This is a genomic window from Rossellomorea sp. KS-H15a (assembly GCF_024195245.1).
Taxonomy (GTDB): Bacteria; Bacillota; Bacilli; order Bacillales; family Bacillaceae_B; genus Rossellomorea; species Rossellomorea vietnamensis.
The window spans coordinates 4015661-4035755 of record NZ_CP096886.1 but is presented as its reverse complement, the minus strand read 5'-3'; the positions used below and the strand labels follow the sequence as shown (position 1 = coordinate 4035755).

18 protein-coding genes are annotated in these 20095 nt (G+C 45.4%); 16 read left to right on the top strand and 2 right to left on the bottom strand.

Going from position 1 to position 20095, the window contains the following annotated elements:
• Nucleotides 1-105 precede the first annotated feature (105 nt).
• From M1J35_RS20695 to murC, 8 genes are all read left to right on the top strand, one after another.
• On the top strand, nucleotides 106-1137 hold the full coding sequence (locus M1J35_RS20695) for a PTS sugar transporter subunit IIC (protein WP_061811455.1): 1032 nt from the start codon (nucleotides 106-108) through the stop codon (nucleotides 1135-1137).
• Between the two features lies 1 nt (nucleotide 1138).
• Complete coding sequence (locus M1J35_RS20690; RefSeq protein ID WP_034765661.1) at nucleotides 1139-1456, top strand: thioredoxin family protein; 318 nt, start codon at nucleotides 1139-1141, stop codon at nucleotides 1454-1456.
• Between the two features lie 173 nt (nucleotides 1457-1629).
• On the top strand, nucleotides 1630-2439 hold the full coding sequence (locus M1J35_RS20685; RefSeq protein ID WP_034765664.1) for a DUF1444 domain-containing protein: 810 nt from the start codon (nucleotides 1630-1632) through the stop codon (nucleotides 2437-2439).
• On the top strand, nucleotides 2439-3044 hold the full coding sequence (gene ytpR / locus M1J35_RS20680) for a YtpR family tRNA-binding protein (protein ID WP_224522328.1): 606 nt from the start codon (nucleotides 2439-2441) through the stop codon (nucleotides 3042-3044). The genes M1J35_RS20685 and ytpR overlap by 1 nt, the downstream gene beginning before the upstream one ends.
• A 426-nt stretch (nucleotides 3045-3470) precedes the next feature.
• A complete protein-coding gene (locus M1J35_RS20675; protein WP_254653819.1) occupies nucleotides 3471-6284 on the top strand; it encodes a DNA translocase FtsK in 2814 nt (937 codons plus the stop codon).
• A 112-nt stretch (nucleotides 6285-6396) separates the two neighbouring features.
• Nucleotides 6397-7500 carry a nicotinate phosphoribosyltransferase gene (locus M1J35_RS20670; RefSeq protein WP_079532871.1) on the top strand — a complete coding sequence of 368 codons (1104 nt, stop codon included), beginning with the start codon at nucleotides 6397-6399 and terminating at the stop codon, nucleotides 7498-7500.
• An 8-nt stretch (nucleotides 7501-7508) separates the two neighbouring features.
• Nucleotides 7509-8165, top strand: coding sequence for a hypothetical protein (locus M1J35_RS20665; RefSeq protein WP_224522149.1), 657 nt, complete (start codon nucleotides 7509-7511; stop codon nucleotides 8163-8165).
• 159 nt (nucleotides 8166-8324) lie between these two features.
• Nucleotides 8325-9644 (top strand): UDP-N-acetylmuramate--L-alanine ligase, encoded by a 1320-nt coding sequence (gene murC / locus M1J35_RS20660; RefSeq protein WP_224522150.1) that lies wholly within the window; start codon nucleotides 8325-8327, stop codon nucleotides 9642-9644.
• An 86-nt stretch (nucleotides 9645-9730) separates the two neighbouring features.
• On the opposite strand, the gene M1J35_RS20655 is transcribed toward murC, so the two are convergent.
• Entirely contained in the window at nucleotides 9731-10846 is a 1116-nt protein-coding gene (locus M1J35_RS20655; protein WP_061811459.1) for an aminopeptidase, read from the bottom strand.
• 200 nt (nucleotides 10847-11046) lie between these two features.
• On the opposite strand from M1J35_RS20655, the gene M1J35_RS20650 reads away from it, so the two are divergent.
• The 4 genes from M1J35_RS20650 to M1J35_RS20635 all read left to right on the top strand — a co-directional run bounded on the left by M1J35_RS20650 (nucleotide 11047) and on the right by M1J35_RS20635 (nucleotide 13518).
• A complete protein-coding gene (locus M1J35_RS20650) occupies nucleotides 11047-11568 on the top strand; it encodes a DUF948 domain-containing protein (protein ID WP_034765684.1) in 522 nt (173 codons plus the stop codon).
• A gap of 16 nt (nucleotides 11569-11584) precedes the next feature.
• Nucleotides 11585-12073 carry a YtxH domain-containing protein gene (locus M1J35_RS20645; protein WP_224522152.1) on the top strand — a complete coding sequence of 163 codons (489 nt, stop codon included), beginning with the start codon at nucleotides 11585-11587 and terminating at the stop codon, nucleotides 12071-12073.
• Nucleotides 12074-12195: 122 nt separating this feature from the next.
• Nucleotides 12196-12510, top strand: coding sequence for a bacillithiol system redox-active protein YtxJ (gene ytxJ, locus M1J35_RS20640; RefSeq protein ID WP_034765690.1), 315 nt, complete (start codon nucleotides 12196-12198; stop codon nucleotides 12508-12510).
• A 453-nt stretch (nucleotides 12511-12963) separates the two neighbouring features.
• Complete coding sequence (locus tag M1J35_RS20635; RefSeq protein ID WP_079532882.1) at nucleotides 12964-13518, top strand: YtxH domain-containing protein; 555 nt, start codon at nucleotides 12964-12966, stop codon at nucleotides 13516-13518.
• Between the two features lie 46 nt (nucleotides 13519-13564).
• Here M1J35_RS20635 and M1J35_RS20630 read toward each other — a convergent pair whose 3' ends face one another.
• Nucleotides 13565-15724 carry a cell division FtsA domain-containing protein gene (locus M1J35_RS20630; protein WP_224522153.1) on the bottom strand — a complete coding sequence of 720 codons (2160 nt, stop codon included), beginning with the start codon at nucleotides 15722-15724 and terminating at the stop codon, nucleotides 13565-13567.
• Between the two features lie 205 nt (nucleotides 15725-15929).
• On the opposite strand from M1J35_RS20630, the gene M1J35_RS20625 reads away from it, so the two are divergent.
• From M1J35_RS20625 to motS, 4 genes are all read left to right on the top strand, one after another.
• On the top strand, nucleotides 15930-17006 hold the full coding sequence (locus M1J35_RS20625) for a bifunctional 3-deoxy-7-phosphoheptulonate synthase/chorismate mutase (protein WP_034765697.1): 1077 nt from the start codon (nucleotides 15930-15932) through the stop codon (nucleotides 17004-17006).
• A 455-nt stretch (nucleotides 17007-17461) separates the two neighbouring features.
• Nucleotides 17462-18460, top strand: a complete 999-nt coding sequence (gene ccpA / locus M1J35_RS20620) for a catabolite control protein A (protein ID WP_224522154.1) — start codon at nucleotides 17462-17464, stop codon at nucleotides 18458-18460.
• 59 nt (nucleotides 18461-18519) lie between these two features.
• Complete coding sequence (motP, locus tag M1J35_RS20615) at nucleotides 18520-19335, top strand: flagellar motor protein MotP (RefSeq protein WP_224522155.1); 816 nt, start codon at nucleotides 18520-18522, stop codon at nucleotides 19333-19335.
• Nucleotides 19325-20047 carry a flagellar motor protein MotS gene (motS, locus tag M1J35_RS20610; RefSeq protein ID WP_224522156.1) on the top strand — a complete coding sequence of 241 codons (723 nt, stop codon included), beginning with the start codon at nucleotides 19325-19327 and terminating at the stop codon, nucleotides 20045-20047. The genes motP and motS overlap by 11 nt, the downstream gene beginning before the upstream one ends.
• Nucleotides 20048-20095 lie beyond the last annotated feature (48 nt).

The window sequence follows — 20095 nt, the reverse complement described above, 5'->3', positions numbered from 1 at the left end:
GCTTAGAGTAGGAGAAAATAGGCTTAGGTTTGAGGAAAATAATAGACAAATCAAACATGTGTCTTTACACTAGTAAAAGGAATGGTAAACGAAGGAGTGAGGGGCTTGAAAGGGTATTTGGAGAGAAAAGGTGTTACGTTTTCGGCGAAGACGTATTTTATAGATGCTTTAAGTTATATGGCACTGGGGTTGTTCAGTTCGTTGATCATTGGATTGATCATTAAGACGATCGGGGAGCAGCTTCCCCTTCCGGCAGGGTTGAGTGAATTCTTCATCGAGATGGGGACACTTGCCATCAGCTTGATGGGGCCGGCGATCGGTGTGGCGATTGCCTTTGGACTTGGGGCGCCGCCGTTGGTCATATTCGCTGCCGTGGTGACAGGGGCTGCCGGAGCGACTCTTGGAGGACCGGCAGGAGCGTATGTAGCGGCTGTCCTGTCTACGGAAATTGGAAAGCTCGTCAGTAAGACAACGAAAATAGATATTATTGTGACGCCATTTGTCACGATTTTTGCAGGATTCACGGTCGCTTACTTCATCGGGCCGGGAATCGCCGACTTTATGAGTATGTTTGGAAGCTGGATCAGCTGGGCGACGGAACAGAGACCGATCATCATGGGGATCCTCGTTGCGGCCCTTATGGGTCTTGCCCTGACTGCTCCGATTTCAAGTGCGGCCATTGCATTGATGCTTGATTTGAATGGGGTCGCTGCCGGTGCCGCCACGATTGGCTGTGCCGCTCAAATGGTTGGATTTGCCGTCATTAGTTATCGGGAGAACCGGGTGGGCGGATTATTCGCCCAGGGAATCGGGACTTCCATGTTACAGGTCCCGAATATCGTTCGAAATCCTCTTATCCTCATTCCTCCGACTCTGGCTGGTATGATTCTCGCTCCCATAGGTACGACCGTTTGGCTGATGGAAAACAATGCAGCCGGTGCCGGGATGGGAACGAGCGGATTTGTCGGACAGATCATGACGTTCAAAACGATGGGATTCAGCTGGGATGTCACAATGAAAATCCTGCTGTTGCATTTTGTTGGACCTGCATTCATAAGCCTGTTAATATCTGAATATATGCGTAAACTAGGTTGGATCAAACCAAACCAAATGACGATTGAAACAGGGGGCAAATAAAATGCGTAAACTTGAATCAGTGGAAGAATTCCACCAATTGAAAGAAAGCGGGAAGCATGTATTCATGTTCTCAGCTGACTGGTGTCCGGATTGCCGAATCATCGAACCGATCCTTCCGGAAATCGAAAGTGAGTACAGTGACTATACATTCTTATATGTAGACAGAGATCAATTCATCGACCTCTGCATCGAGCTTGATATCTTCGGAATCCCGAGCTTCCTCGCATACGGAAACGGTCGTGAACTTGGACGCTTCGTAAGCAAAGACCGGAAATCAAAAGAACAAATCGAGGACTTCATGAACTCGTTAGCTTCATAAATGAAGGCAAAGGGGATCTCCTAAAAAACGGGATCCCTTTTCTTTTTCCCTAAATCAAAAGGTTCCTTTTGTAATCTCGCCATTTTCATGTAAAATGTTATAAGTGAGAATGAAAAACGAAGGTTTAGGATCAGTACTTTCTATATAAATGTATCACCAAAGGAGGATCAGATTTGGACATAAAAAAGCTAAAAAGCATACTCCAGGAACGATTAGAGAAACCAAATCGTACGTTTACATATGATCGGGATAAAGATTCACTGAGAATCGAGAACACCACTACGAAAAAAGGGATCACCGTCGCCCTGCCGCCGATCGTATCGAAATGGAAGGAAAACAATAAATCCATCATCGATGAAGTCGTCTATTACGTAGAAGAAGCCTTAAATGTGATGGGAACAGAAGCGGATCTTGCCAGTAAACAGAAGAAGGTCTTTCCTGTCATCCGTTCCACCTCTTTTGCAACTGAATCCAATGAAGGTGTGGCACTCGTGACCGACGAGCATACAGCTGAAACGCGTATCTACTATGCCGTTGATTTAGGGAAAACCTACCGTCTGCTGGATGAAAACATGCTGAAGGCTGAAGGCTGGACCCATGAGCAAATGAAGGAGACTGCCCTTTTCAACGTCAGAAGCCTGCCAACAGACATGAAAAAGGATGAAGTAGCAGGAAACCTATTCTATTTTCTCAATAACAATGACGGATACGATGCCAGCCGTATTTTGAATGATAGTTTCTTAAAACAGGTTAGCAAGGATATTCAAGGTGAGATGACGGTATCGGTCCCCCATCAGGATGTATTGGTCATCGGGGATATCCGTAATGAAACGGGCTATGACGTCCTTGCGCAGATGACGATGAGTTTCTTTACGACAGGAAATGTTCCGATTACAGCATTATCATTTGTATATGAAGAAGGGGAATTGGAACCGATCTTCATTTTGGCAAAAAATCGCAAAAAGGAAAGGGAGAAAAAATGATGAATGTATTTTATAACTTGGAAGGCATTGGTGATACCCTGATCGTTACACTGGATCCGGGCTTTGAAGGAGACGTACAACACGAAAGAAAAGAAGACGCAGCACGTTTATTCGATGAGAAAACAGGGAAAACACTCGGCTATAACCTATTCCATGCATCCAAGTATATAAGTGTAAGTGAAGTGGGACCTGTCGAAATGAATGACGAGAAGCTCCAATTGATCAACCAAGCCATCAAGAAGAACGGCTTTGATGAGGTATTGGAAGCAGACTTTTCACCGAAATTTGTTGTCGGCTATGTATCTGAAAAAGAAAAGCATCCAAATGCAGACAAACTGAACATCTGTACCGTCGATGTTGGAGATGAAACCCTGCAAATCGTGTGCGGTGCACCTAACGTAGACAAAGGCCAAAAAGTCGTTGTCGCAAAAGTTGGCGCCGTCATGCCGAGCGGAATGGTCATCAAAGATGCTGAACTCCGCGGAGTCGCATCATCAGGCATGATCTGCTCTGCCAAAGAACTTGCCCTTCCCGATGCACCCCAAGAAAAAGGCATCCTTGTTCTTGAAGACACATACCAAATAGGTCAACCATTCACAGCATAAAAACAAATACCTGGGTCCTGAGTGTGGGCTCAGGTATTTTTTGTTTCATTTTTATTTTTTTTATAAAAAACAAAAATGAAAATTTTCGGGTGAGTTACGATCGGTTATTTTACAGATTTCTAAAGTTTTAACCGATCATTCATAAGTTGATTGAAGCGGAAGGTGCTCGACTCCTGCGGGAAAAGCGGGAAAGTTGAGACCCCGCAGTGCGAAGCACGAGGAGGCTCAACTCACGCCCCGCGGAAAGCGAGCACCTGCAGCGGAAATCAACCAGCACTCACTCATATGACGAATCTACGTATTACATTCTCTTTACACCTATGTTTATTTCGACACAATCCTTTAACAATTCTCTTATTCTATCGAAATGACTCGAATTTTTCTCTTTACCTGATAAAATAAATAGTAAGTATGAAAGAAAGAGTGATGTTTGTGAGCTGGATAAAAAAAATATTTGGTAAATTATCAGATAACGATGAACAATTTGAAGAGTACCATGATGAAAACCACGACGATGTTCAGCAGCTCGAACCGACAAAGGCTGAACGTAAACATATAGCAGGGCCGAATCATTCACGTGATGTAGAAGCAAGGATGACCTATCAATATCCAAAAGGGAATTTCCGATTTCCCCTGATATCAGACGGTGAAAACAGAGAGCGTCCACGGAGAACACAAAGGAATCAAGAAAGAGATAGAGAAAGGGAAAAACCTAAAGAGCAGGAGCATAGGCAGACGAAAAGCCGAAACCAATCTTCGGGCAACCGGAAATGGAAAGAAGAGAACCAGTCCACTCCCATCAAGACAAAGAAAGCGACAAAGGTGGAAAAAGGAAACAGCCGGCCGTTTACGCCAACCGAGATTCCGTCACCCATCTATGGTTTTAGAGGGAGACCGGTTAAGAAAGAAGAAAGTGTCGAATATGAGCTGAATAAGTTTTTACATAATGAAGAAGAGAGAAAAGAAGCAGTCATCAATCCAAAAGCTCTATCGATCGTAGAGGAATCCCTTCCTTCCGGAGAAAAAGAATCTGCCATTGCCAAGGAGCCAGAGGCTGAAGCCCGTGTTCAGTCACATACGGAAGAAATAAAAGAAACCTTCCAACCTGTAGAACATCCTGCTCACGCTGAGAAGATAAAGTCAGAAGAGAAACAACCGGATCGAATAATTGAAACTGAACAAGAAGACGACGGAGTAACAGTCATTCCCACGTCATCACATGAGCGTATTTCACTAATAAATGAACCTGAGCCGGTTAAAGAAGAAACCGATATGGCAGGACAACGTGATACGGTTCAAGAGTCAGGTCCGTCCCTCCGATTCGAAGCAGCGGAAACAGTCGAACCTGTACAGGAAGCTGCCGGCGAGACACCTCAAATGCACCAAGAAACAGCAGTCGTTGAAACGGCAGAAGAAGAAGGACCGGCTATTGATGAAAAGCCTGTCATGGAAGAAGAGTCTCTTGTTGAAGAAAGTCCCGTCGACGAAGAACCAGAAGCGGCCGTATCTTCAGAACCGATCAAGAAGGAACCGGAAAGGCGGAAGAGATCGCATCTTCCTTTTAACGTGCTGATGCTTAAACAAGATAAGCGCCAGATGGATACTCGCAGATCGTCCGCACGTACGGAAGGTTCCCCTTCCGTGGACAGACAGAGGATCACTGAACAAACGGCACCTCCCGTTCAAGAGGCTCGTGTTGAAGAATCCGCTGAAGACGTGCGACGTGAAGAAAAGCCGCCTCATCAGGAAAAAGCGCCTCAACAGACTCAGGTCCAAGGAGAAGAAGCGGTAAAGAGCTACAGTGAATTGAGCTCTTCATCGAAACGGACAAGAGACTACGTCTTCCCGAAAGTGGATTATTTGACGCCGCCCGTATCAAAGGAAATGAGCGAAGAGTGGCTGGATTCTCAAAGACTTTTACTTGATGAGACCCTGCATAATTTCAACGTCAGGGCAAAAGTGGTGAATGTCACCCAGGGGCCGTCGGTCACACGTTTTGAAGTGCAGCCTGAACCAGGGGTGAAGGTCAATAAGATTACGAATCTGACAGACGACATAAAGCTGAGCCTGGCAGCTAAGGATATCCGGATGGAAGCGCCGATTCCGGGTAAACACACCATCGGGATCGAGGTGCCGAACAGGGAGAGCCGCCCGGTATGCATCAGTGAAGTCATTGCGAGTCCTGCCTTCCAGGAGCCGTCTTCACCATTGACCGCGGCCCTCGGACTGGATATTTCCGGTCAGCCCATCGTGACGGATCTGAGCAAGATGCCCCATGGTCTCATCGCCGGTGCGACCGGTTCGGGAAAAAGTGTATGTATCAATTCGATTCTCGTCAGTCTTTTGTATAAGTCATCTCCGGATGAATTGAAGATGCTTCTCATTGACCCTAAGATGGTCGAGCTTGCACCGTATAACCGGATCCCTCACTTGGTGAGCCCGGTGATCACGGATGTGAAAGCAGCGACCGCCGCCCTTAAATGGGCCGTGGAGGAGATGGAAAGACGATACGAATTATTTGCCCACACAGGGGTAAGGGATATCAAGCGTTTCAACGAACTCGCCAAGCGGAATAAACAATACAGCGATATGCTTCCTTACCTCGTCATTGTCATCGATGAGCTCGCGGATTTGATGATGATGTCGCCGGCAGATGTGGAAGAAGCCATTTGCCGTATCGCCCAAAAGGCACGTGCCTGCGGAATTCACTTGATCATTGCCACTCAGCGTCCTTCAGTTGACGTCATCACAGGCTTGATAAAGGCGAATGTACCGACAAGGGTCGCATTTTCCGTTTCTTCAAGCGTCGACTCAAGGACGATCATCGATGGGAGCGGGGCAGAGCGCCTGCTCGGTAAAGGGGATATGCTGTTTCTTGAGAATGGCTCATCCAAACCGGTGCGTTTGCAGGGTACGTTCGTATCCGATGACGAAATCGATGACATCATCCGCCATGTCAGGGAACAACGGGAACCGGATTATCTCTTCCAGCAGGATGAATTGATTAAGAAAGCGCAGGTCACCGAGGAAGAGGACGACTTGTTTTTAGAGGCATGTGAGTTTGTCGTCGATCAGGGCGGAGCATCGGCCTCAAGTCTGCAGCGCCGATTCAGAATCGGTTATAACCGTGCCGCAAGATTGATGGAAATGATGGAGAGTAATGGAATCATTTCCGAGTCCAGAGGCAGTAAACCAAGGGATGTCCTCATTTCCGAAAGTGAATTGGAGACACTCGCATAGACTAGTACAAATATTTAATACATGGTATTCTGTTTATATCTGTCCAACAAGGACGAATGTAAACAGAATACCTATTCTTTTTGTGTAGGAAGAGCCATAAGGAGCACTAGTGATGAAAGAAATAGAATTGAAACTTCAAGGAAAACTCAACAGGTTGACCAATCATACATTCAAGTTTGATGAAAGAATCAAGGATGGCTGGTTTTCAGCTGTGTATTTTTTAAAGACGAAGGAAATTGCGAAGAAACATAAACCGGATGCAGTCATCACCATGCAATTCTTTCAAAAGACACATGCCGTGATTTGCGGAACGGACGAAGTCATCGCCCTTCTCCATACATTCGCTGATAACCCGCAGAATCTTGAGATCCACTCCTTAAAGGATGGAGACCAGATCTCTCCGTTTGAAACCGTACTGACCATCAAGGGCCGCTATCAGGACTTTGGATATTTAGAAGGCATCATCGACGGCATTCTTGCGAGAAGGACGTCCGTTGCGACGAGCGTTTACAATGTGATGAAAGCTGCTTCCTTATCGGGGAAACAGAAGCCCGTGATCTTTATGGGAGACCGTGACGATCATTTTACCCAACAGGCGGGAGACGGTTATGCAGCCTTCATAGGAGGGTCTACCGCCCAGGCGACCCACGCCATGAATGAATGGTGGGGAAAAAAAGGGATGGGAACCATGCCTCATGCCCTCATTCAATTATTCAATGGGGATATCGTAGAGGCAACGAAAGCGTACAAGGAAACATTCCCCGAAGATGAGCTCATCACCCTGGTCGATTACAATAATGATGTCATTACGGACTCATTGAAGGTCGCGAGAGAGTTTGGCCAGGAATTAAAAGGGGTAAGGGTAGATACATCAAGAATGATGATCGATAAATACTTTCTTCGTAATCAGCATGTGCTTGGAACCTTTGATCCCCGCGGGGTCAATATGCAGCTCATCAATGCATTGAGAGATGCTTTGGACGAAGAAGGGTACCACCATGTCAAGATTGTTGTGTCGGGCGGTTTTAACGAAGACCGCATACGCCAGTTTGAGGAAAATCAAGTTCCAGTCGATATGTACGGAGTCGGAAGCAGTCTTCTGAAGATCCATGTAGGATTCACTGGGGACAACGTCGTCATCGACGGTTCCCCGGAAGCGAAGGCAGGAAGGAAGCTTCGCCCGAACCCCCGTCTGGAAAAAGTAGAATTCGAATAGGTGAGAACATGCAAGAGCAGGAAAGCACGCTAGATCTTGAGCGGTTCAGGCAGAAAAAACAGCAAATCGCCGAGGATCATATTGAGGACCTCTACCGGAGAGCGTATGAGTACGCTTTGAAGGAAACGAATATAAGGGAAAAAGTACGGGCTAAAATGATTTTCTCTAAACGGTTCCTTCAACACGATGAGGCCCGGATAGAGGCTCGAGCCGAGAAATTGTTTCAAGAATGGTTTCTATTTGATTATAAAACGATCAAGGGGCAAACCTTATTCTTTCAGTTTCTGCAGTCACATCCCCTTCAGGAATCAACCAAACTCCTTGGAGCCGTTGTATTGACGGCTGCCTGGGAACCCGTCATAGTCAAAGGGACAGAAGGACGGACCGTACGCTGCCAAACGATCATTCAGGGAGAAGAAGTGATTGTTAAAATGAACCCTGATTGGATAGAAAAGGAAATATCTGAAGGACAGGTCTATTTCGTGAGGAAAGTCCCGCTGGTCGTTCATCAGTGGATCTTAGGTCCTGTTTTTCCCGTGAAATCAATGGACGTAATAGCAAATCTGCAAACACACTATAGTCAAATGAATCAAAAAACTGGGGTATTATGGAGGACGTTCTTAAAGGAAGAAGCGCCAAATTTCATTCTGCCCAGTCTTTCGTAGCTTCTGCATGGTCAGGGATTTCAAAAAATGATATAATATTTCAAGTTGAAGAAAGTACGCTTTTTTCTAAACTCACATATCGAAAGCTAAAGACCGATGGCAAAATAAATATAGATTTCATATAATGCTTTTAGATAGACGATTGTTGGAGGTTCTATTATGACGATATATCATTTCGTAGGAATAAAGGGGTCGGGCATGAGTGCATTAGCCCAAATACTCCATGATATGGACTACGAGGTCCAAGGATCTGACGTAGATAAGTATTTCTTTACTCAGAAGGCTCTGGATGAATCAAATATAAAAATACTACCTTTCCAAAAAGAAAACATTGGAGGGGATATGCATGTGATCGCAGGGAATGCTTTCCCTGACACCCATGAAGAAATACAAGCGGCCGTTGAACAAGGACTGCCTGTCACCAGATATCATAAATTCCTTGGCGATTTCATGCAGGAATTCACAAGTGTTGCAGTAACGGGCGCTCATGGGAAAACGTCGACAACCGGTTTACTGGCCCATGTCATCAGTGGCGCAAAGCCGACTTCCTTCCTGATCGGGGATGGAACCGGTAAAGGCGAAGTGGATGCGAATTACTTTGTATTCGAAGCATGTGAGTACAGACGACACTTCCTGTCTTATTTCCCTGACTATGCCATCATGACGAACATTGATTTCGATCATCCCGACTACTTTGCCAATGTGGATGACGTCTTCTCTGCTTTCCAGGAGATGGCCATGCAGGTGAAAAAAGGAATCATTGCATGCGGGGATGACGAGCAGTTACAAAAAATCCAGGCACAGGTACCGGTGGTGTTTTACGGTTTCGCCGAGGAAAACGACTTCCAGGCGAGAAACGTAACACGGGACAGAACGGGTACATCATTCGATGTGTTTGTGCGTAATGAATTTTATGCTGCATTCAAAATCCCGACATTCGGTGACCATAACATCATGAACGCCTTATCCGTCATTGCCATTTGTCATTATGAAGAGCTTGATACGGCCATCGTTCAAGAACGATTAAGCACATTTAAAGGAGTCAAGCGCCGTTTCTCTGAAAAAGAAGTGGGCTCACAGATCCTGATCGATGACTATGCTCATCATCCGACTGAAATCAAGGCAACCGTTGATTCGGCAAGACAGAAATATCCTGAAAAAGAGATCATCGCTGTCTTCCAGCCTCACACATTTACACGTACGCAGACTTTCCTGACCGAGTTTGCCGAAACCTTGAGTCTTGCGGACAAAGTGTACTTATGTGAAATCTTCGGTTCCGCACGGGAAAACCACGGAAAACTTTCCATCCACGATCTTGAAAGTAAGATCGAAGGATGCGAAATCATAGACGAACAAGATACGACCGCACTACTCAAACATGAAAACGCCGTACTGATTTTCATGGGGGCGGGAGACGTACAAAAGTTCCAGCAGGCGTATGAACAGAAGCTTGGGGAACAATTGAAAGAAGAGAAATAATAGATAAAACCGGCTCTTATGGGAGCCGGTTTTTTTGTGGTTTGATAAAAAAGTCACCGTCAGTAATGACGGCGGCTTCAAACTTCTTACTTCAAATTCTCCGGATTCAACACTTCAAGCTCTTCGATGACAAACCTACCATCTTTTCGAATCAATACATCATCGAAATAGATTTCGCCGCCGCCATATTCAGGACGCTGGATCATCACCATATCCCAGTGGATGTTCGAGTGGTTTCCGTTATATGCCTCTTCGTAGCATTCCCCTGGTGTGAAGTGGAAGCTGCCGTCGATCTTCTCGTCAAAGAGGATGTCCTGCATCGGATGTTGGATGAATGGGTTCACGCCGATGGCGAATTCCCCGACATATCGTGCCCCTTCATCCGTATCAAAGATTTTGTTGATACGGTCTGTATCATTCGCAGTGGCTTCGACAATCTTTCCTTCTTTGAATGTCAATTTGACGTTTTCAAACGTAAATCCATTATAAGGAGATGGCGTATTGTAGGAAATCACGCCGTTCACGGAATCCTTCACAGGTGCACTGTACACCTCGCCATCCGGAATATTCAGGCGTCCCGCACATTTCACAGCAGGAATGTCCTTGATGGAGAAAGAAAGGTCCGTCCCTTCACCAACAAGGCGGACTTTATCTGTGTTGTTCATGAGTTCAACGAGGTTATCCATCGCTTTGTCCATTTTGCTGTAGTCCAGGTTGCAGACGTCGAAGTAGAAGTCTTCGAAGCCTTCTGTACTCATATTGGCGAGCTGTGCCATCGATGCCGTCGGGTAGCGGAGCACGACCCACTTCTTCTTAGGGACTCGGATTTCTCTATGTACTTTCTTCCCGATTGTATTGCCGTGGATCTTCATTTTTTCGTCAGGCACATCGGACTGTTCGCTGATGTTATCGCCTGCACGTAAACCGATATACGCATCCATCTGCTCCATGACATTCGCTTCAAAGCTTGCGATCATATCATATTGCTCTTCCTGTGCTCCCATTAATAATGCGCGGTCGACTGCGTGATCTTTGATGGATACGAAAGGATGTCCTCCGGCTGCATATGCTTCTTTCACGAGAGCCGTCACCAGTTCACGCTGTAATCCGAAGTTTTCGATCAGCACTTTTTCTCCAGGCTGTAATTGCACAGAATATTGAATTAAATTTTTTGCCAGCTTTTCAATGCGTGGATCTTTCATTTCTTTTTCCCCCTTATATGTAGTCTTTTTTATTGTACCCTAAAATGCGTTGGCATGACTCGACCAAAATGTGAAATGCTAACACAAGAAAAAATATTTATTTTTCATGCAGGAAATTGGTTTGGGATGAAGAAATACTAGTATAATGTTTATTTGTTCATCATAAGGGTAAAGAGTTTCTATACATGGAGGTGTGGCATATGGAAATCATTCTTTATCTAAGCGTAGCTGTCATAGCAGTTGCATTTTTCATTTTGGTTATGAGTTTGATGAAGACTTTGAAGTCCCTGGGCTCTACATTGGACAGTGTCTCAACGACAATGACCGGACTTGAGAGCCAGCTTCAAGGAGTAACAAGAGAGTCTACAGAATTACTACATAAAACAAATTTATTGGCTGAGGATATCCAGAAGAAGTCTGAGGATCTGAACACGGTTGTTTATGCGGTAAGAGATGTAGGGCATTCCATCCAGAACCTTAATAACTCGGTGAAGAAGGTAAGTACATCCATTTCAACTGAACTGGAGCGCAACCAGGGCAAGATCTCACAGGTGGTTCAATGGGGTAATGCATTTATTGAGTTAAAGGACAAATGGAAACAAAAACAGGAAAAACAGCCAACACAACCTGATGTTGCTGATGTAGCTGTTCCAAACCAAGCATCCAAGGAAGTTCGATCTCGAGAAAAATTAGTTAAAAGAGCAAGATCTTATAACAATTAGAGAGGGGAATTTTTACATGACTCAACAGTACAATCAAAATCAAAACCAGAACCAAAACCAGACAAATGACAGCAACAACATCAACTCAAAGGATTTCATGATCGGGACACTGATCGGGGGAATCGTGGGAGCGGCAGCAGCCCTTCTAATGGCCCCGAAATCAGGTAAAGACCTTCGAAATGATATCAATGAGAAAACCGTTGTCCTTAAGGAAAAGACAGGACAATGGAAAGACACGGCTGTAGAGAAGAGCAATGAGCTTGCAGCAGTGGCAAAAGAAAAATCTTCTGCCCTTACAAAATCCGTACAAGAACAGTCCAACAATGTGGTTGGGAAGCTGAAAACATACCGCTCCAATAATAACGAACTGCAAGAAACCAATGATGAGCTTCAAGCTGTTTCGGCAGTGGGAACGACACCTGCTGATGAAACGGAAGATGTGAATCAGAAGCTTGAAGAAACAAAGAAAGCTTTTGACGAAACTGAAAAAACATACAATCAATAATCATTGATTCAAAGGGCGGTGAAGTGATATGATGACTTCACCGTTTTTTTGTTGAAATGAAAAGGTTTATAAATCGCTTTGGCTAAGGAACCATTACAATTGTGAAAGGAAGTATGGAACAGATGAAAAAGATCGATACCGTTCAGGAGTTTGAACAACTTTCCGAGACAAATCCGCGTTTCTTCTTTATGAAACACAGTCTCACTTGCCCTGTAAGCTCGAATGCCTTTACTGAATACCAGGCATTTTTGAACAAGCATGAAGAAGAAGATGGCTACTATCTGGCCGTCCAGGAATCAAGGGAACTGTCCCAGCATATCGCTGAAAAATACGGCATCCGCCACGAATCACCCCAAGCCTTCCTCTTCATAGAAGGCAAACCAGGCTGGAATGCCTCCCACTGGAAAATCACCGAAAGCGAACTGGACAAACTATAAGAGAAAGGACCCTGACTCAATCAGGGTCCTTTTTTTCGTGATATTCGTGATAATGATCTACTCAACCAACCGTCAACCAGGGTGGATTATATCAATCAGGGAAAAAGTATTTATTAATTTCCTTCCCCCATTGCAGACAATAGTAGGGGGGGAGGATTTTCATTTATCTATACAGTTAAACACATGCCTAGTAAGTTGATTGAAGCGGAAGGTGCTCGACTCCTGCGGGAAACGCTGGACAGGTGAGACCCCGCAGGCGCAGCCGAGGAGGCTCACCGCCAGCCCCGCGGAAAGCGAGCACCTGCAGCGGAAATCAACCACTACTCGCTCCTTCATAAGCAACAAAGGTCAAAAGTTGATAATATTTGGTAAATCCCTCCTTAACGTTTATTTATCCGCTCACAGGGAAGGTAACTTATAAGACTAAAAAACAAATAAATGGAGGAACGATTTATGACACAGCCTGTACCTTATGAAACTGGGACAAGAAATAATGCGAAAGTGAACGGAAAAAGGAGCGGCAAATTAGTAAAAGGAATGGTGATGGGAGCCGTCGTAGGTGGAGCCCTTGCCATGCTGGATAAAACAACGAGGAAAAATGTGACATCAAGAACATCTGACATGAAGGACTCTACAATGGGGATGGTTGCCAAAGTGAGAGAGAATCCTTCAGGAGTGGTGAATGACTGGCAGGATCGCTTGAAAACAGCGTCCAATGTGTTAAAAGAAGCCATCAACGACGCGCAGAACCTGTACGAAAAGGTGAATGACGATGTGGTGGATCAAGTCAGTCAAATCAAAGATGATTCTACTGAAATGATTGCCACGACGAAAGAAGCCGCAGAAGAATTAAAGGATATCGGCAGCAAAGTGAAGGAAGCGGGAGAAGAAGTGACAGGTGAATCCACACCATCTCAGCCTGCGACAAGCTCTACTTCCACATCGGAAGATCAGTCGATTCATCCAACGAACCGTACAAGCAGCATTCCGGGACAAGTTGGATCATAATAATAAAAAAACTGGCGTAATCGCCAGTTTTTTTGTTGTCTGAGATTTATCTGCGGGAGGCTTGGGGCCAGATGATTTCCAGTTCGTCACCCTGCTCGATTTCTTCGTAAAAAGTGGTTTCGACTCCATTTTTCAAAAGGACAAAGCTTCCGTTCGAATGAGGGGGCATGTTGATTTCCACTGCATTAAATAAGTCCTGAAAGATAAATGAACCCGCGTGTTGTTCTTCAATCAGGATGCTATCACCGGAGAATAAACGATCTTCCATGGCGAGCTTGATGTCATTCCGGGTGATGATGCTGCTTTCTTTCCGAAGATGCAATTCCTGTCCGTTAAACATGATCGTGATGGCTTTTGCTACGGTAAACTGTTTCTTGGCAAGCAGTTCATTCACCGTTGGAGTGACACCGGGTTTGTATGAGATGACATCCCCATTCTTGACTTTAGATGAGTGTTTAGCCTCGATCCCATTGATCAATAATTTTCCGGAATAGGCCGGGAAGAAGGTATCCACCCCGTTGATAGTGATTCGATAAGGCTTGGTACCCTCCATCCATTCGTTGTAGCCAAAATGGGTCAACAGATCCTGGAGGGTATCAATTAATTCAATCCTAATGGCATCACGATCACAAATCCTGTCTTCCATTCGTGCAACTTGATTATTCCTGAAGACGAGAGGGGAGAGAAGATGCGGGTTCCCGTCTATGACAATCTGTTTTGACGAAGAGGAATCCACAAGTTCTCCGATCGTCACCTGAGGGGATGATCCGTCTTCCCCTTTCTGAACCGAAATCCGGTCATGATTCTGAATTTTTTCATCCAGTGCACACTGGAGGCCATTTTTTTCGATGAGGGGAGGCTCTCCGTGACCACCGGGTAACTTGATATCCTGTCCGTTCACATTGACAAAGAAACCATTCCCTGGTGTACCATGCCACTTGGTTAATTTTAATCCCGCTGCAAGGAGGCAGTCGCCTATTGTCAGATCCTTGACTTCGAATAAGCGGACAGGCTGGTCGTTTACATACGCCGTGACATATTGGACCGGGGCCAGCTTCGCTGCAATGGCAATCCCAATAGGCGTGACAAGTTCAGGTCCCTTTGTCACTTCATCTGATACAGTCACGCTCTGAATCGCGTCCACGCCTCTTACGGCCACCCGGTTGGCAGGCAGCTCCAGGGATGAAGCCAGTTGTACCGGAAGTCCGGGTGTCAGGCTTCCTCCCCCTACGAGCATGACGGCCTGTGGAGGCTTTCCGTTATTCAGGCGCAGGATTTCACTTGAAATCTCGCCTGCCAGCCGGTTCACAGAAGGGGAGATCTTCTCTACCACTTCATGGGACGTGAAACTCGTTTCGAACCCGAGGATATCGGTCACCGTGATCTCTTCTGAAGACTGCAGATCCCTTTTCGCCTGCTCGGCCAATGGGAAATCGAGCAATAATTCATTACTGATCGCTTCAGTTATTTCATCCCCAGCTGTCGGCACCATCCCATAGGCGATGACCGTGCCCATATTGGTGATGGCGATATCCGATGTTCCCGCCCCGATATCAACCAAGGCAACGTTCAGCCGGCGCATTGATTCAGGAATAAGCACGTTGATGGCAGCGATGGGCTCAAGCGTCAGGGCTTCCATCTCGAGCCCGGATCGTGTCAGTGCCGCAATCAGGGAGTCCACGACGACACGGGGGAGGAAGGTTGCGATGATTTCGACGCTTGCTTCATCCCCCTGCTGGTCAATCAGGCTGCCGATCTCCTCGCCATCCAACCGGTAAAAAAGGACGGAGTACCCAACGCAATAATAATGATAGCCCTTCGAATCGTTCTCGTTTTCTGCAGCTGCTGCCTGTGCCTGCTGAACGGCGCTCAATTCCAGATGAAGGACATCGTTTTTCTGAAGGAGGGGTTTTCCCTTGATCGTTGACGTTGATAGGGCCGTTTCGGTTTTCAGGGCACGCCCTGCAGCTGCCACACATACTTTGTAAAGGGGACCGTGTTTCTTTTCCAATTGTCCCTTGATGGAGGAGATGACCTCAGAAACAGCTGGGACATCATGAATCTGTCCATCGAGCATGGCCCGTTTCTTATGTTCTTCTATTAATATATCGGAAACTTGAAATATTCCGTTTATTTCTTCTAAAATGATCCCGACAACCGATCGTGTTCCGATGTCCAATGCAAAGATTTTTTGCTTTTTTTTCAATTCGTATTCACCCGCTTTAGCCTAGTCTCATACAATACTAAAATACTTTAGCGCTTAAAAGCGTCTAATTAATAAAGAATTTTATCGTGACATTTTCGATGTGTTCTATTATAATAAGTTTCAATATCAAAAATGTATCATACTTTCTTAAAACTATAACAGTTTTTACGTATGAACAGGATAAAAAAAGAAAGGGTGCTGTATTGTGAGTAATCAAGAGCTCGATCAATTACGTAAACAAGTAGACGAGATGAACTTAAAACTATTAGACACCATTAATGAACGTGCTAAACTAGTTCAAGAAATCGGTCGTGTCAAGGAGACTCAAGGAGTATACCGCTATGATCCTGTTCGTGAACGAGGAATGCTTGATCTGATTAAAGAAAATAATGATGGTCCATTCGAACATTCGACCATTGAACATATTTTTAAAGAAATCTTCAAAGCCGGTCTGGAACTACAGAAGGACGATCACCGGAAAGCCCTGCTGGTTTCCCGTAAAAAGAAACCGGAAGACACGATCGTCAATATCAATGGAGAAGCCATTGGAGATGGAAAGCCTCATTTCGTCTTCGGTCCATGTGCCGTTGAATCATACGAGCAAGTGGCAGAAGTCGCCAAAGCCGTCAAAGCAAAAGGATTGAAAATGCTCCGTGGCGGTGCGTTCAAACCAAGAACGTCGCCTTATGACTTCCAGGGTCTGGGGATTGAAGGCTTGAAAATCCTTAAAAAAGTGGCGGATGAATATGATTTGGCTGTCGTCAGTGAAATCGTGAATCCTGCTGATATCGAACATGCGGTGGAATACATTGATGTGATTCAAATCGGTGCAAGAAATATGCAAAACTTCGAATTATTAAAAGCAGCCGGTGCCGTTAAAAAGCCGGTATTGCTTAAACGTGGTTTAGCCGCAACGATCGATGAATTCATCAATGCTGCTGAATACATCATCTCTCAAGGGAACGGTGACATCATCCTTTGTGAGCGTGGAATCCGTACGTACGAGAAAGCAACTAGAAACACACTCGACATTTCAGCTGTACCAATTCTTAAGCAGGAGACGCATCTACCGGTATTCGTGGATGTAACGCACTCAACCGGACGCAGAGATCTGTTGCTTCCAACAGCGAAAGCGGCACTTGCCATCGGCGCAGATGGCGTCATGGCTGAGGTTCATCCCGATCCTGCCGTTGCCTTATCTGACTCCGCTCAGCAAATGGACCTTGACCAATTCGATCATTTCTACAAGGAAGTATTGAAGGGCAGAACGATAGAAGTATAATAAATGAAGGGCTGAATCCTTTTCAACGGGGATTCAGCCCTTTTTTAGTTTTGGAAAGCAGAGCATTGTATGGAAGGACGATAAGGATATCAGCGGAATTCGTATTTTATCAGCGATATTTTAGATATATCAGCGAAAATCCCGTTTTATCAGCGAAATCAAAAATATATCAGCGAAATCCCATTTTTACCTATTTCACCACATCAAAAATAAACCGACCGTACTCCTCCTCAATATGCTATAATAATCTTTTTGCACAAATGAAAAGGTGGTCATTGCAGTAATATCAAGACTATCGTATGATTATCTACATAATTGCAGATAAATAACCTATATAACACTAATGTGAACATAAATATGTGCATTTTTTAACAAACTATTGTAATCGCTTTTTTCTTTAGGTTTATTTGGTGTAGAATAAGGTAAATGAGTAGAAGAGTAAAGGAGTGTAAGCTATGAACGTGACAATATATGATGTAGCAAGAGAAGCAAATGTAAGTATGGCGACGGTTTCACGAGTGGTTAACGGAAATCCGAATGTCAAACCCGCAACAAGGAAGAAGGTATTAGAGGTCATCGATCGACTCGGCTACCGTCCGAATGCTGTAGCAAGAGGGCTTGCGAGCAAGAAAACGACGACGGTAGGGGTCATCATCCCTGATATCTCAAATATTTTCTATGCAGAACTCGCACGTGGGATAGAAGATATCGCCACAATGTATAAATACAATATCATCTTAAGTAACTCGGATCAGAATACTGAGAAGGAACTTCATTTATTGAATACGATGCTTGGGAAGCAAGTGGATGGCATCCTGTTCCTAGGCGGCCATATTTCAGAAGAGCATGTGCAGGAATTCGAACGTTCTCCGGTTCCAATCGTATTGGCTGGTGCCGTTGAAGAAACGAACAAGGTTCCGTCCGTGAACATTGATTATAAGGCGGCGTCCTTTGACGCGGTTTCTGACCTCCTTGAGAAGGGCCACAAGCGCATCGGCTTTGTAAGCGGTCCTTTCCACGATACGATCAACATGAAGTTCAAACTTGAAGGATACAGGGAAGCACTTGCCAAGGCAGGCGTCGAATACAGTGATGACCTGGTTGTAGAAGGTGAATACACGTATGATTCGGGACTTGAAGCATGGCAGAAGTTCTCTGAGCTATCGGACAAGCCGACAGCCATCTTCGTCGGGAATGATGAAACGGCCCTTGGTGTCGTCCATGGTGCTCAGGATCAGAACGTGTCCATCCCGGAAGAAGTGGAAGTCATCAGCTTTGATAACACACGACTTGCCCTGATGGTCAGACCTCAGCTGACGTCCGTCGTTCAACCTTTATACGATATCGGTGCAGTGGCGATGCGTTTATTGACGAAATACATGAACAAGGAAACGGTTGAAGAATCAACGGTTGTTCTTCCTCATCGACTTGAACACCGTAACTCAACAAAGTAAGGAGTTTGTCGATATAAAGGATAAAGACAAACAGAACTTATTTTGTAGGGAGAGTCAAAATGAAAAAGCTTGATGTTCTTACACCAATCGGGGTTGTAGTAGGGTTTCTATTCGTTGCATTCGCGATCATTTCGAATGCGGGAGTGACCGGATTCAGTTCCTTCATCGACCTTCCATCCATCTTCGTGGTGATCGGCGGATTGATCGCAGCCATGCTGGTCAGCTTTTCGATCAGGGAATTGAAACAGCTGGGGAAAGTGATGAGAGAATCCTTCAGGGATGTAGAATATGATCTTCATGACTTGATCCGGACGTTTGTGATCCTGTCAGAAAAGGCGAGGCGGGAAGGTCTCCTCTCACTTGAGGCAGAAGTGGAAGCGGTCGAGGATCCCTTTATCCGAAAAGGGGTCCTGCTCGCAGTCGATGGAATCGAGCAGGATGTGATCGTAGATATCATGAATGCTGAAATCATTGCGTTAGAAGAGCGGCACCGTAAAAATAAGAGTTTATTGGATAAGGCAGGGGAATATGCCCCTGCATGGGGGATGATCGGTACGCTGATCGGTCTCGTCCTGATGTTAAAGAATTTAAACGATCCTGCTTCACTTGGTCCCAATATGGCGATCGCTTTACTTACGACCCTGTATGGATCCCTGCTTGCGAATCTCGTTTTCCTGCCAATGGCCTCCAAGCTTGCGATGAAAACAGAGAAAGAAGTGTTTATGAAACAAATCGTGATCGAAGGTGTCATCGGGGTACAATCTGGTCAAAATCCGAAAATATTGGAAGAAAAATTAAGAGTGTTCTTATCCAACGAGGAATTACAGATGTATACAGACAGGAAACAAGAAGGGGCAGCATCAGATGAAGCGTAGGCGAAGACCGGCATCTCAGCCTCCGGGGGCTCCAAAATGGATGGTTACGTTTTCTGATCTCATTACTCTTATTCTTGTATTCTTTATTCTATTATTCTCGATGTCACAGATCGATATTGTGAAATTCAGGACCATCGCGGATTCCTTTCAGCAGCGGCAGATTCTCGAATTCTATCCTTCTGTCATCCCTTTTGATCAACCGTCGGCAGAACCAGAAGTGAAATCTGGTGAAGGCAGAGAAGCGGAACAGGACCTGAATTCGTTACTGGCCGATATTCAGAGCTATTTGAGCGAAAACAAATTGACTGATGTCGTGGTGGCGACCAGGTCTGAGCGGGGAGTCGTGCTGGTCCTTCAGGAACAAGCACTGTTTGCTTCAGGTGAAGCGACAGTCCTTCCGGATGCCTATCCGTTTTTGGACAAGGTCGGCGTGCTGTTATCCGAAATCCCGAACTTTGTAAAGGTGGAGGGGCATACAGATAACCGCCCGATCAATACATATCGTTTCCCGTCAAACTGGGAGCTCTCGTCGGCAAGGGCGAGCAGTGTGGTGCGTTACTTGATCACAACCGAAGATCTCGATCCGAAGCGATTCATCGCCGTCGGATACGGGGATACGCGTCCGGTCGCACCTAATGATAAAGTGGAGAACCTTCAGAAAAACAGGCGGGTCGAAGTGATCATCACAGATCCAGCGTATGAGGAACAATAGACGTACAGGAAAAAAAGAAAACAGGCTTCCACCTTTAAAGGTCGGAAG

What these genes read in the sequence shown, in the direction of transcription:
- M1J35_RS20675 (WP_254653819.1), top strand. Translation starts at nt 3,471, where the DNA reads ATGTTTGTGAGCTGGATAAAAAAAATATTTGGTAAATTATCAGATAAC.
- M1J35_RS20670 (WP_079532871.1), top strand. Translation starts at nt 6,397, where the DNA reads ATGAAAGAAATAGAATTGAAACTTCAAGGAAAACTCAACAGGTTGACC.
- M1J35_RS20650 (WP_034765684.1), top strand. Translation starts at nt 11,047, where the DNA reads ATGGAAATCATTCTTTATCTAAGCGTAGCTGTCATAGCAGTTGCATTT.
- murC (WP_224522150.1), top strand. Translation starts at nt 8,325, where the DNA reads ATGACGATATATCATTTCGTAGGAATAAAGGGGTCGGGCATGAGTGCA.
- M1J35_RS20635 (WP_079532882.1), top strand. Translation starts at nt 12,964, where the DNA reads ATGACACAGCCTGTACCTTATGAAACTGGGACAAGAAATAATGCGAAA.
- motS (WP_224522156.1), top strand. Translation starts at nt 19,325, where the DNA reads ATGAAGCGTAGGCGAAGACCGGCATCTCAGCCTCCGGGGGCTCCAAAA.
- ccpA (WP_224522154.1), top strand. Translation starts at nt 17,462, where the DNA reads ATGAACGTGACAATATATGATGTAGCAAGAGAAGCAAATGTAAGTATG.
- ytpR (WP_224522328.1), top strand. Translation starts at nt 2,439, where the DNA reads ATGAATGTATTTTATAACTTGGAAGGCATTGGTGATACCCTGATCGTT.
- motP (WP_224522155.1), top strand. Translation starts at nt 18,520, where the DNA reads ATGAAAAAGCTTGATGTTCTTACACCAATCGGGGTTGTAGTAGGGTTT.
- ytxJ (WP_034765690.1), top strand. Translation starts at nt 12,196, where the DNA reads ATGAAAAAGATCGATACCGTTCAGGAGTTTGAACAACTTTCCGAGACA.
- M1J35_RS20645 (WP_224522152.1), top strand. Translation starts at nt 11,585, where the DNA reads ATGACTCAACAGTACAATCAAAATCAAAACCAGAACCAAAACCAGACA.
- M1J35_RS20665 (WP_224522149.1), top strand. Translation starts at nt 7,509, where the DNA reads ATGCAAGAGCAGGAAAGCACGCTAGATCTTGAGCGGTTCAGGCAGAAA.
- M1J35_RS20655 (WP_061811459.1), bottom strand. Translation starts at nt 10,846, where the DNA reads ATGAAAGATCCACGCATTGAAAAGCTGGCAAAAAATTTAATTCAATAT.
- M1J35_RS20690 (WP_034765661.1), top strand. Translation starts at nt 1,139, where the DNA reads ATGCGTAAACTTGAATCAGTGGAAGAATTCCACCAATTGAAAGAAAGC.